This is a genomic window from Mycobacterium venezuelense (assembly GCF_054919535.1).
Map to the genome: position 1 here is coordinate 136099 of NZ_JBONDW010000009.1, position 12254 is coordinate 148352.

Annotated in this window: 10 protein-coding genes; 5 read left to right on the forward strand and 5 right to left on the reverse strand. The window is 66.1% G+C overall.

Going from position 1 to position 12254, the window contains the following annotated elements:
- The first annotated feature begins 196 nt into the window (after positions 1-196).
- Together ACRCUN_RS16845 and ACRCUN_RS16850 are read left to right on the forward strand one after the other, a co-directional pair.
- Positions 197-3862, forward strand: a complete 3666-nt coding sequence (locus ACRCUN_RS16845; protein WP_462142917.1) for a multifunctional oxoglutarate decarboxylase/oxoglutarate dehydrogenase thiamine pyrophosphate-binding subunit/dihydrolipoyllysine-residue succinyltransferase subunit — start codon at positions 197-199, stop codon at positions 3860-3862.
- A 139-nt stretch (positions 3863-4001) separates the two neighbouring features.
- The gene (locus ACRCUN_RS16850) at positions 4002-5306 is read left to right on the forward strand and encodes an MFS transporter (RefSeq protein ID WP_462142761.1); all 1305 of its coding nucleotides are present in this window, start codon (positions 4002-4004) and stop codon (positions 5304-5306) included.
- 1 nt (position 5307) lies between these two features.
- Here ACRCUN_RS16850 and map read toward each other — a convergent pair whose 3' ends face one another.
- Entirely contained in the window at positions 5308-6069 is a 762-nt protein-coding gene (map, locus tag ACRCUN_RS16855) for a type I methionyl aminopeptidase (RefSeq protein WP_462142762.1), read from the reverse strand.
- 66 nt (positions 6070-6135) lie between these two features.
- Here map and ACRCUN_RS16860 point away from each other — a divergent pair, with 66 nt between their 5' ends.
- A complete protein-coding gene (locus ACRCUN_RS16860; RefSeq protein ID WP_462142763.1) occupies positions 6136-6402 on the forward strand; it encodes a helix-turn-helix domain-containing protein in 267 nt (88 codons plus the stop codon).
- Between the two features lie 85 nt (positions 6403-6487).
- A complete protein-coding gene (locus ACRCUN_RS16865) occupies positions 6488-7312 on the forward strand; it encodes an SDR family NAD(P)-dependent oxidoreductase (RefSeq protein WP_462142764.1) in 825 nt (274 codons plus the stop codon).
- 97 nt (positions 7313-7409) lie between these two features.
- Here ACRCUN_RS16865 and ACRCUN_RS16870 read toward each other — a convergent pair whose 3' ends face one another.
- From ACRCUN_RS16870 to ACRCUN_RS16885, 4 genes are all read right to left on the reverse strand, one after another.
- Positions 7410-8243: a glycine betaine ABC transporter substrate-binding protein gene (locus ACRCUN_RS16870; protein WP_462142765.1), complete on the reverse strand. Its 834-nt coding sequence runs from the start codon at positions 8241-8243 to the stop codon at positions 7410-7412.
- A gap of 8 nt (positions 8244-8251) precedes the next feature.
- A complete protein-coding gene (locus ACRCUN_RS16875; RefSeq protein ID WP_462142766.1) occupies positions 8252-9454 on the reverse strand; it encodes an NAD(P)-dependent malic enzyme in 1203 nt (400 codons plus the stop codon).
- An 89-nt stretch (positions 9455-9543) separates the two neighbouring features.
- On the reverse strand, positions 9544-10485 hold the full coding sequence (locus ACRCUN_RS16880) for a CorA family divalent cation transporter (RefSeq protein WP_462142767.1): 942 nt from the start codon (positions 10483-10485) through the stop codon (positions 9544-9546).
- Positions 10486-10522: 37 nt separating this feature from the next.
- Entirely contained in the window at positions 10523-10714 is a 192-nt protein-coding gene (locus ACRCUN_RS16885; protein WP_462142768.1) for a hypothetical protein, read from the reverse strand.
- A gap of 431 nt (positions 10715-11145) precedes the next feature.
- On the opposite strand from ACRCUN_RS16885, the gene corA reads away from it, so the two are divergent.
- Positions 11146-12252 carry a magnesium/cobalt transporter CorA gene (gene corA, locus ACRCUN_RS16890; RefSeq protein ID WP_462142769.1) on the forward strand — a complete coding sequence of 369 codons (1107 nt, stop codon included), beginning with the start codon at positions 11146-11148 and terminating at the stop codon, positions 12250-12252.
- Positions 12253-12254: the final 2 nt, after the last annotated feature.

Consider the following 12254-nt stretch of genomic DNA (forward strand, 5'->3'; position numbering starts at 1 on the left):
AAACGTGGTGCCATGGTCGGCGCGCGCCGAAAGGCGATAGCCTTTATGCGGCGGTCGTGCGGGGTAAACCGCCAACAGAAAAACAAGAGCGGCGAGCCTCTTTGTCACGGCTTGCCGGACACAAGAATCGAGGCGAGTGCCTGCCGTGAGCAGTTCACCTTCCCCATTCGGACAGAACGAGTGGCTGGTCGAGGAGATGTATCGCAAGTTCCGCGAGGATCCCTCTTCGGTGGATCCGAGTTGGCACGAATTTCTGGTCGACTACTCCCCCGAACCGACGACCGACAATACGGTCGCGAACGGCCAGACGACGGCCCCTGTCGCGCCGCCCACCCCGGCACCCGCCCCCGCACCCGAGAAGACAGCCCCCGCGAAGCCCGCTGCACCCGAGCCTGCCGCCGCCAAGCCGGCAGCGCCTGCGGCGAAGGCCGCACCGGCCAAGCCCGCACCTGCCGCGGCGCCGGCTGACGGCGACGAATCCCAGGTTCTGCGTGGCGCGGCGGCAGCCGTCGTCAAGAACATGAACGCGTCGCTGGAGGTGCCGACCGCGACGAGCGTCCGCGCCATCCCGGCCAAGTTGATGATCGACAACCGCGTCGTCATCAACAACCACCTCAAGCGCACGCGCGGCGGCAAGATCAGCTTCACCCACCTGCTCGGCTACGCGATCGTGCAGGCGGTCAAGAAGTTCCCGAACATGAACCGGCACTTCGCCGAGATCAACGGCAAGCCCAATGCGGTCACGCCGGCTCACACCAACCTCGGGCTTGCGATCGACCTGCCCGGCAAGGACGGTAACCGCTCGCTCGTGGTCGCGGCCATCAAGCGTTGCGAGACAATGCGTTTCGGCCAGTTCATCGCCGCGTACGAAGACATCGTGCGCCGCGCCCGTGACGGCAAGCTCACCGCCGAGGACTTCTCGGGCGTGACGATCTCGCTGACCAACCCCGGCACGCTCGGCACCGTGCACTCGGTGCCGCGCCTCATGGCCGGCCAGGGCGCCATCATCGGCGCCGGCGCCATGGAGTACCCGGCCGAGTTCCAGGGCGCGAGCGAGGAGCGCATCGCCGAGCTCGGAATCGGCAAGCTCATCACCCTGACCTCGACCTATGACCATCGGATCATCCAGGGTGCGGAGTCGGGCGACTTCCTGCGGACCATTCACCAGCTGCTGCTCGACGACGAGTTCTTCGACGAGATCTTCCGCGAACTGGGCATCCCGTACGAGCCGGTGCGCTGGCGCGTCGACAACCCGGACTCGATCGAGCACAAGAACGCCCGCGTCATCGAACTCATTGCGGCGTACCGCAACCGCGGCCACCTGATGGCCGACATCGATCCGCTGCGCCTGGACAACACCCGGTTCCGCAGCCACCCTGACCTCGACGTGCTGACCCACGGGCTGACGCTGTGGGACCTCGATCGCGAGTTCAAGGTCGACGGATTCGCCGGCGCCGAATACAAGAAGCTGCGCGACGTGCTCTCGGTGTTGCGCGATGCGTACTGCCGCCACGTCGGTGTCGAGTACACCCACATCCTCGAACCCGAGCAGCAGAAGTGGCTGCAGGAGCGGATCGAGGTCAAGCACGACAAGCCAACGGTCGCACAGCAGAAGTACATCCTGTCCAAGCTCAATGCGGCCGAGGCGTTCGAAACCTTCCTGCAGACGAAATACGTTGGGCAGAAGCGATTCTCACTGGAGGGCGCGGAGACCGTCATCCCGATGATGGACGCCGTGATCGACCAGTGCGCCGAGCACGCGCTCGACGAGGTCGTCATCGCGATGCCGCACCGCGGCCGGCTCAACGTGCTGGCCAACATCGTCGGCAAGCCCTACAGCCAGATCTTCTCGGAGTTCGAGGGCAACCTCAACCCGTCGCAGGCGCACGGCTCGGGTGACGTGAAATACCACCTCGGCGCATCCGGCAACTACATCCAGATGTTCGGCGACAACGACATTCAGGTGTCGCTGACAGCCAACCCGTCGCACCTTGAGGCCGTCGACCCGGTGCTCGAGGGCCTGGTTCGCGCCAAGCAGGATCTGCTCGACGTCGGTGAAGAGGCCGGCGGCTCGCCCAAGTTCTCCGTGGTGCCGCTCATGCTGCACGGCGACGCGGCGTTCGCGGGCCAGGGCGTGGTGGCCGAGACGCTGAATCTGGCGCTGCTCGACGGCTACCGCACGGGCGGCACGATCCACATCGTGGTCAACAACCAGATCGGGTTCACCACGGCGCCAACGGATTCCCGCTCCAGCGAGTACTGCACCGACGTGGCGAAGATGATCGGCGCACCGATCTTCCACGTCAACGGCGACGATCCCGAGGCGTGCGCCTGGGTGGCGCGCCTGGCCGTCGACTTCCGGCAGGCGTTCAAGAAGGACGTCATCATCGACATGCTGTGCTACCGCCGCCGCGGGCACAACGAGGGCGATGACCCGTCGATGACCCAGCCGTACATGTACGACGTCATCGACACCAAGCGGGGCTCGCGCAAGGCATACACCGAAGCGCTGATCGGCCGCGGCGACATCTCGATGAAAGAAGCCGAGGACGCCCTGCGCGACTACCAGGGCCAACTCGAGCGGGTGTTCAACGAGGTCCGCGAGCTGGAGAAGCACGCGATCGAGCCGAGCGAGTCGGTCGAGGCCGATCAGCAGATCCCGCAACGGCTGTCGACCGCGGTGGACAAGTCACTGCTGGCCCGCATCGGCGACGCGCACCTGGCGGTGCCGGAGGGTTTCACCGTGCACCCGCGCGTCAAGCCGGTGCTGGAGAAGCGCCGCGAGATGGCCTACGAGGGCAAGATCGACTGGGCGTTCGCCGAGCTGCTGGCACTCGGAACCCTCGTGTCGGAGGGCAAGCTCGTGCGCCTGAGCGGCCAGGACACCCAGCGCGGCACGTTCACGCAACGCCACGCCGTGATCGTCGACCGCAAGACCGGCGAGGAGTTCACGCCGCTGCAGCTGCTGGCGACCAACCCCGACGGAACGCCGACCGGTGGCAAGTTCCTGGTGTACAACTCCGCGCTGTCGGAGTTCGCGGCGGTGGGCTTCGAGTACGGCTACTCGGTGGGCAACCCCGACGCCATGGTGCTGTGGGAGGCGCAGTTCGGCGACTTCGTCAACGGTGCGCAGTCCATCATCGACGAGTTCATCTCGTCGGGTGAGGCCAAGTGGGGCCAGTTGTCGGATGTGGTGCTGTTGCTGCCGCACGGCCACGAGGGCCAGGGCCCCGACCACACGTCGGGCCGTATCGAGCGCTTCCTGCAGCTGTGGGCCGAGGGTTCGATGACCATCGCGGTGCCGTCGACCCCGGCGAACTACTTCCACCTGCTGCGCCGCCACGGCCTCGACGGCATCCAGCGCCCGCTGATCGTGTTCACGCCGAAGTCGATGCTGCGCAACAAGGCCGCGGTCTCCGACATCCGCGACTTCACCGAGAACAAGTTCCGCTCGGTACTGGAGGAGCCCACCTACACCGACGGCGACGGCGACCGCAACAAGGTCACCAGGCTCCTGCTTACCAGCGGCAAGCTCTACTACGAGCTCGCGGCCCGCAAGGCCAAGGACAATCGCGAGGACATCGCGATCGTGCGTATCGAGCAGCTCGCCCCGCTGCCGCGCCGCCGGCTGGCCGAAACCCTCGACCGGTACCCGAACGTCACCGAGAAGTTCTGGGTGCAGGAGGAGCCGGCCAACCAGGGCGCGTGGCCGTCGGTCGGGCTCACCCTGCCCGAGGTGCTGCCGGAGTACTTCACCCCGATCAAGCGGATCTCGCGGCGCGCGATGTCGGCGCCGTCGTCTGGTTCGTCGAAGGTGCACGCGGTCGAACAGCAGGAGATCATCGACGAGGCATTTGCCTAACGCGCCTCTGCTCCCCCAGATCGACGAAATGGTCGCTGCCGCACGACGGTGGCGACCATTTTGTCGTTCTCGGCGCAGGGTTCGAATCACCGCGCGCGCAATACTGGGAACCTCACGGTGCGGTGACTAAGCAACTAGGGTGACTTTGACCCAGGTCGCCGACCCCACGGCGACACCCACGTCGGACAAGACCGTACGTACCGCGGTACTGGCGAGCCTGGTCGGCACCACGATCGAGTGGTACGACTTCTTCCTGTACGCGACGGCGGCGAGCCTCGTGTTCAATCACGCGTTCTTCCCCGACCAGAGCTCGTTCGTCGGGACCATGCTCGCGTTCGCGACCTTCGCCGTGGGGTTCGTCGTGCGGCCCATCGGCGGATTCGTGTTCGGCCACATCGGTGATCGGATCGGCCGCAAGAAAACCCTCGCGCTCACCATGCTCTTGATGGGCGCGGCGACGGCGCTGATGGGCGTGCTGCCGACGGCAGCCCAGATCGGCGTGCTAGCCCCGATTCTGCTGCTGCTCTTGCGGGTCGTGCAGGGCTTCGCGCTCGGCGGTGAGTGGGCGGGTGCCGTACTGCTCGCAGTCGAGCACAGTCCCCGCAATCGCCGCGGGCTGTTCGGCAGCATCCCGCAGGTCGGGTTGGCGCTCGGTCTGGCGCTGGGCACCGGCGTGTTCGTGGTGCTGCAGCTTGCGTTGTCCGCCGAGGATTTTCAGTCCTACGGCTGGCGCATCGCCTTCCTGATCAGCATCGCACTGGTGATCTTCGGTGTGGTCGTGCGCTTCCGGGTCGCCGAGACGCCCGCGTTCGAGAAGGTCCGCCAAGAGGACGACAGGTCGGCTGTTCCGGTGCGCGACATCTTCAAGCCTCCCGTACTGCGCTCGACCGTCCTCGGCCTGCTGTCCCGGTGGGGCGAAGGTGCGGCGTTCAACACCTGGGGTGTGTTCACCATCTCCTACGCCACGGCCACACTGCATCTCGGCAAGGTTCCGGTGCTCGTCGTCGTCACCATCGCGGCGTTGCTGATGGCGGTGTTGCTGCCCGTATCCGGACTACTCGCCGATCGGTTCAGCCCGAAAACGGTGTACGCGACCGGTATCGCGGCCTACGGCCTGATCGTGTTTCCCGCGTTCGCGTTGTTCAACACCGGCAGCATCGCGGCGTACGCCGTGGGAATGCTGTTGGCGTTCGGGGTGATCCACGCGTGGTTCTACGGTGCTCAAGGCACGCTCTACGCGTCGCTGTTCCCCACCCGCAGCCGCTACACGGGCTTGTCCACGGTCTATCAGCTGTCGGGCGTGTACGCGTCGGGCCTGACGCCGCTGATCCTGACCGCGCTCATCGCCGCCGGCGGCGGCACGCCGTGGTACGCGTGTGCTTACCTGGCGGCCACGGCCGCGATCAGCGTCGTCGCCACGTTGTTGCTGCGGCCGGAGCACTGAATCACTGCGTGAGGATCAGCGGGCCGCCCTCGGTGATCGCGACGGTGTTCTCGGTGTGGGCGGTGCGCGATCCGTCGGCGGAGCGGATGGTCCAGCCGTCGCGGTCGAACACGATGCGGTCGGTCGTGCGCGCGAACCACGGTTCGAGCGCGAGCGTCATACCGGGCCGCAGTCGCATGCCGCGGCCCGCGCGGCCCTTGTTGGGCACGTGCGGGTCCTCGTGCATCGTGCGGCCCAGGCCGTGGCCGCCGAATTCGAGGTTGACGGGATACCCGTAGTCTGCGGCGACGGCGCCGATCGCCGCCGAGATGTCACCGAGCCGACCACCGGGCTGCGCGGCCGCGGTGCCTGCGGCCAACGCCTCCTCGGTGGCCCGCACAAGCCGGGCGTCTTCCGGCGCGGGGGTCCCGACGATCACGGTGCGGGCGGCATCGGCCACCCAGCCGTCGATCGACACCGCGAAGTCCATCGTCAACACGTCCCCGTCGCGTAGTTGATAGTCATGCGGAAGACCGTGCAGCACAGCGTCGTTCACCGAAAGGCAGATGACGTTGCGGAACGGCCCCGAGCCGAACGACGGGTGGTAATCCCAATAGCAGGACACCGCGCCGCGGCGTTCGATCATGCCGCGTGCGTGCCGTTCGAGGTCGAGTAGGTTCACCCCGACGTCGGCGATGCCGCTCAGTTCGGCGAGCACTTCGGCGACGAATGCCCCGGTCACCCGCATGCGTTCGATCTCGTCGGCGGTTTTCAGCTCGATCACGTTTCCTCCTCGGTATTTAAATACCAACACTAGCGGTATTTATATACCAACCGCTACGGTGGTGTCGTGGTCCGCACTCCGCTCACGCCCGAACAGATCGCCGCAGGCCGCCGACTCGGCAAGACGCTGCGGGAAGCCCGCGGATCGCGCACGCTCGACGACGTCGCCGCCCAGGCCGGCATCTCCCCGGAGACCTTGCGCAAGATCGAGACCGGCCGACTGCCCTCCCCCGCGTTCGGCACGGTGGTCGGACTCAGCGCGGCGCTCAGGATCGACCTGCAGGCGCTCGCCGACGCCTGGTCCGACGCCGGCGCACCCGCGGTCGCGAGCTAACCGAGGAATCAGGCAGGGCCCCGTACGCGGGACCGCGGGTACCGGCTAATCTCGGTGCCAACCAACGGACACGAGGAGTGTGGGTATGGAGGGCTTCGCCGGAAAGGTCGCCGTCGTCACCGGTGCCGGATCGGGTATCGGTCAGGCGCTGGCCATCGAGCTGGGCCGGTCAGGTGCGAAGGTGGCTATCAGCGACGTCGACACCGAGGGGCTCGCCGCAACCGAGGAACGCCTCAAGGCCATCGGCGCCCCGGTGAAGGCCGACCGGCTCGATGTCACCGAGCGTGAGGCCTTCCTGGTCTACGCCGACGCCGTCAAAGAACACTTCGGCAAGGTCAACCAGATCTACAACAACGCGGGTATCGCGTTCACCGGCGACGTCGAGGTCAGCCAGTTCAAGGACATCGAGCGGGTCATGGACGTCGACTTCTGGGGCGTCGTCAACGGCACGAAGGCGTTCCTGCCGCATCTCATCGCCTCCGGCGACGGCCACGTCGTCAATGTCTCCAGCCTATTCGGGATCTTCTCGGTCCCCGGTCAGGCAGCCTACAACTCGGCCAAGTTCGCCGTGCGCGGCTTCACCGAGGCGCTGCGCCAGGAGATGGCACTGGCCAAGCACCCGGTCAAAGTGACCTGCGTGCATCCCGGCGGCATCAAGACCGCGATCGCGCGCAACGCCACGGCCGCCGAGGGGCTCGACCCGAAGGAACTCGCCGAGACCTTCGACAAGAAACTCGCCAACACGAGCCCGCAGCGGGCCGCGACGATCATCCTCGACGGCGTGCGCAAGAACAAGGCACGCGTGCTCGTCGGTCCGGATGCCAAGGTTCTCGACGTCATTGTTCGGATCACGGGCTCCGGCTACCAGCGGCTGTTCCAGTCCGTCGTCGGTAAGACGATGCCACGCTAGGAGCGCTTGCGGCCCCTCAAGCCCGACGAGTGACCGCTGACGTACGCGTTTTGCGGCGTGTCGGCGTGCAGACACGGTCGCTCGCGGTGCAAGAGGATCAGTGACCGAGCGGGTTGGCCTGCAGGAAGGCGTCGGCCACCGCGCCGGGATCGGCCCCCTCGGCGACCTGGCGGCGCATGTCGGCGAGCGACCCCGTGTCGAGCACCCCGGCGATCTCGTTGAGCGCGAGAATCTGACGCTCGTTGAGTTCGTTGCGGCGGTAGAGCGGCACGAGGTTCTCGGCACGGATGAGCGCCGTCTCGTCCGCCAGCACCACGAGCTCAGAAGGAATGGCCGGGTCGGCCGTGGTCGACCACGCCGCGTTGACCTTCCCGGCGCGCAGGGCGGCGAAGAGACTTTCGTCGTCGGGGAACTCGCGGGTCTCGGGCAGTTCGCACGAGCCGACCGCGGCAGGCACTCGCGCACCGGCGACCGAGCCGGGGCGAACGGCCGCGCAGTTGCGCCGCAGCGCCGCGAGATCGCGGCCGTCCCACTGCTCTGCGGTCGCCTCCGCCACGACGATCGCGGGCTTGTCCTGTGCCGACATGGTGTAGTCACCCGCTGCGACGCCCTCCGGCAGGGCCGAAACCAGATCGCGGTAGACCTGCTCGTCGGCTCGGGCGGCGGCGTCGGGATCCAGTGCCGTCAAGAACCGGCCGGTGAACCCCGGCAGCACCGTGACCGACCCGGAGTCCAGGGCGCCCATCGCCTTGTCGGTGTCGATGACCTGCGCCGGGGTGCCGTAGTACCGCAGTGAGGCCGCGTACAGATGGCCGATGAGAGCGGACTCCGGGCCGGGCCCCGCCCCGACCGCCATGGCGGCCGGGGCCGGGTGTCCACCGCAACCGGCGATCAGCAGCGCCAGTAGCGCCAACGCCAGGGTGCGGCGCATGCGCCGGCTCAGGCTTCGGACGCCGCCGCGACCGCAGCGGCGACGGCCGGGCCGACCCGGGGATCGAGCGCGCTCGGCACGATGTGATCGACGGCAAGATCGTCGCCGACGACCGAGAAGATCGCCTCGGCGGCAGCCACTTTCATCTTCTCCGTGATGCGCCGCGCACCCGCGTCGAGCGCACCGCGGAACACGCCGGGGAACGCCAGCACGTTGTTGATCTGGTTCGGGAAGTCGCTTCGTCCGGTCGCGACGACGGAGGCGTACTTGCGGGCCGCATCCGGGTGGATCTCGGGATCGGGGTTCGACAGCGCGAAGACGATGCAGTTGGGAGCCATGGTCGCGATGAGCTCCTCGGGCACCAGACCTGCCGACACTCCGAGGAACACGTCGGCATCCTTGAGCGCCTCGGCCATGCCGCCGGTCAGCCCGCGCGGGTTGGTCCGCCCTGCGAGCTCGGCCTTGAACGGATTCAGGCCCTCGCGGCCCGTGGAGACGATGCCCTGCGAATCCAGCACCGTGATGTCGGTGATGCCCTTCGCAAGCAAGATGTTGGTGCACGCGACACCCGCCGCACCGGCCCCGGAGACCACGACGCGCAACTCGTGCATGTCGCGCTTGAGCACCTTGGTGGCGCCGAGCAGCGCGGCGAGCACGACGATCGCGGTGCCGTGCTGGTCGTCATGCATGACGGGGCAGTCCAGCGCCTCGATCACGCGGCGCTCGATCTCGAAGCAGCGCGGTGCCGAGATGTCCTCGAGGTTCACTGCGCCGAACGTCGGGCGCAGCCGAATCAGGGTCTCGACGATCTCGTCGGGGTCCTTGGTGTCGAGCACGATCGGGATCGAGTCCAGCCCGCCGAACGTCTTGAACAGCGCGCTCTTGCCCTCCATGACGGGCAGCGACGCGGCCGCGCCGATGTCGCCGAGGCCGAGCACCGCACTGCCGTCGCTGACCACTGCCACCAGGCGGTTGGCCCACGTGTACTTGGCGGCCAGGGTGTGGTCAGTGGCGATGGCCCGGCTCACCTGGGCGACCCCGGGCGTGTAGGCGATCGACAATGCCCGCTGGGTGTCCAGCGGCGACTTCAATTCGACCGAGAGTTTTCCGCCTTCGTGAGCAGCGAAGATCTCGGAGTCTTCGACGACTACTTGCGGGGTACGCACCTCTGACTCGCGCTCACGCGAGGAAGCGACTGTGGATTCCGACACGGCGTCAGGGTACTTCAAGGCCAGATCTCACAGGGGCGGGTTCCCCGTTGGTGAGCGGTGCTTTACGCCCTCGACATGACCCCGGCAAATCAGCGCAGCCAGCCCTTCTGCTTGATGTAGGCCAAGGGGATCACGGCCGCCACCAAGGTGAACAGGGTTGTCACGAGGAAACCGTGCTGCCATTCCAGTTCCGGCATCCACGTGAAGTTCATTCCGTAGAACGTCGCGATCAGCGTCGGCGGCAGAAATACGGCGGTGATGATGGTGAACACCTTCACGATCTGGTTCTGCTTGACGTCGAGCCACGTCATCACCGACTGCTGGAGGTAACGGACCTTGTCGTGTTCAAAACCGGCATGTTCCTTCACCCCATCGATGTCGGCCAACAGAATGCCGATCAGCCCGGCTGGGCTCGTCGCGTCCTTCGGCGTCTCCGCCATCAAATGCCGGGCCGCGCGGGCGAGCAGCAACTGAGATTCCTGGGTTCGCGAGACGATCTCCTCGGCTCCGTTCATGCGTGACAACACGCCGCGCATGTCACCGACCCCGATCTCGCGTCCCTTGGCGTCATACCCCGCGGTGGCCATATCGATCTCGCCATTCATCGCCTCAAGCGCATCACTCGCGTACTCGATGACCCGTTCGGAGGCTTCATTGAGAGCCCACAGCAGCGCGTACATCACTCCGTAGGAGGACTCGGCCAGCTCGGGTTGGCGCCGCATCTTGGCGATCGCCTTGTCGAAGGGCCCGAAGTGCTCGCCGGGCTGCAACGTGACCACATATTCCGAGCCGAGGGCGAACATGATCGCATCCCGCTCGATGTTCTCTCCGCGCTTGAAGTTCACCACCACCGGTAGGTAGATGAAGTTGTCGGTTTCCCAGACCCGGCCTTTGGCGGCGGCGACCGAGAAGTCGACGCCGATCTGTGCGCGCAACTCGGCGGCTTTCGCTTCGTCCGCCGCAGCAAGCGCAATCCAGTGCCGCCCCAGCACATTTGAGCCGAAGCGGTCAACAGTCAGAGAAGTCGTCATGATCCCTCCAGGAAGTCGTCTGAATATCGGGTTCGAGTCAGTGCCCGTAGGACTGATGAGCCGGGGACACCGAGGACGATCCGACCTCGTGCTGCGGATGGGCATAGTGCAGCACCAGCAGCCCTGCGCAGATCAGCAGGTACAAGCCCACCGTGAACCAGATGACCTGCCGCTCCAGGTTCGGCGGCCGGCGCCGGTGCCCATCGCGGGACGCAAACTTGGTGATCATGTTGGTTCTCCAATCATTTTGTGCGCCAAGCAGAATCGAATATCCAAAGCAGGCGCACACCATCAAGCGCCCCGACCGAGGCGGGGACGCACGAAATTCGTTGTGGCGAAACAATTAACGCGTCGTCAGGCAGACGCGTTCACACAGCGGGCTACCGAGCCGATCGTCGAGACCGGTGTCAGCGCAGGGTTGACCAGAGCCCATCCACGAGGGCAGCTCGGGACTCTGCGCCGGTACTGTCGCCGGGCATATGCCGCTCACCTCGCTTCCTGTGTCGACTCAACAGCACATGGAGTCAGTGCCGCGATCATTAGAGACTCGGTGGGCACGATTGTCAACCGGCCGGTTTCGCCACGGTGCGTTTCACCCGAACCGCGTAGCATTTTGCAGGTATCGAGCAACCGATTACACCGCAGTGAAGGGAGGCTCGGATGCCGTCATTCCGTGCACTGCCACCGTCGTTGCTGCGCCCCGGCGCGCGCGAACGGACCTCCCCGGCCAACGCCACGAACATCCACGTCCCGGTCGCCCGGGCAATGGTCGACTGCGGTGTTTACTGCGACGGTCGGCGCCTGCCCGGCAAGTTCACGCACGCCGGCGCGGTGGAGAAAGTGCGTGAACTGCAGGGCGACGACAAGAAGGCGTTCGTCTGGATCGGTCTGCATGAGCCCGACCAGTTCCAGATGCAGTCGGTCGCCGACGTGTTCGGCCTGCACGAACTCGCCGTGGAAGACGCGGTGCATGCGCATCAGCGGCCGAAATTGGAGCGCTACGACAAGACCCTGTTCCTCGTGCTCAAGACCGTCAACTATGTCGAGCACGAGTCGGTGGCCAATGCCCGCGAGATCGTCGAGACCGGCGAGATCATGGTCTTCGTCGGGCCGGACTTCGTGGTCACGGTCCGTCATGGGGAACACGGCGGCCTGGCCGGGGTGCGCAAACGCCTCGACGCCTCACCGGCGATCCTCAAGCTCGGTCCGTTCGCGGTGATGCACGCGATCGCCGATCACGTCGTGGACAGCTACCTCGACGTCACCGATCTGATGGAAACCGACATCGACGCGATGGAAGAGGACATCTTCTCCCCGCGCACGCAGACGAACATCGAGTGCATCTACTTGCTCAAACGCGAAGTCGTCGAGATGCGCCGCGCCGTCGGCCCGTTGACCCTGGCGCTGGCCCGGCTGCTCACCGACCACAACGACCTCATCTCGGTCGAGGTGCGCCGGTACATGCGAGATGTCCACGACCACAACGTGCAGGCATCCGAGCGCATCACTAGTTACGACGAGATGCTCAGTTCGCTTGTCCAGGCCGCACTCGGCAAGGTCGCCATGCAGCAGAACGTGGACATGCGCAAGATCTCGGCGTGGGTAGCGATCGCCGCGGTGCCGACCGCGATGGCAGGCATCTACGGCATGAACTTCGACAACATGCCCGAATTGCATTGGACCTGGGGATATCCCATGGTTCTGGTCGTGATGGCCACGGTGTGTTTCCTGTTGTACCGCACGTTCCGGCACAACAACTGGCTCTGACC

Coding starts and splice junctions, on each gene's coding strand:
- ACRCUN_RS16865 (WP_462142764.1), top strand. CDS start 6,488: ATGGAGGGCTTCGCCGGAAAGGTCGCCGTCGTCACCGGTGCCGGATCG.
- ACRCUN_RS16870 (WP_462142765.1), bottom strand. CDS start 8,243: ATGCGCCGCACCCTGGCGTTGGCGCTACTGGCGCTGCTGATCGCCGGT.
- corA (WP_462142769.1), top strand. CDS start 11,146: ATGCCGTCATTCCGTGCACTGCCACCGTCGTTGCTGCGCCCCGGCGCG.
- ACRCUN_RS16885 (WP_462142768.1), bottom strand. CDS start 10,714: ATGATCACCAAGTTTGCGTCCCGCGATGGGCACCGGCGCCGGCCGCCG.
- ACRCUN_RS16845 (WP_462142917.1), top strand. CDS start 197: ATGTATCGCAAGTTCCGCGAGGATCCCTCTTCGGTGGATCCGAGTTGG.
- ACRCUN_RS16880 (WP_462142767.1), bottom strand. CDS start 10,485: ATGACGACTTCTCTGACTGTTGACCGCTTCGGCTCAAATGTGCTGGGG.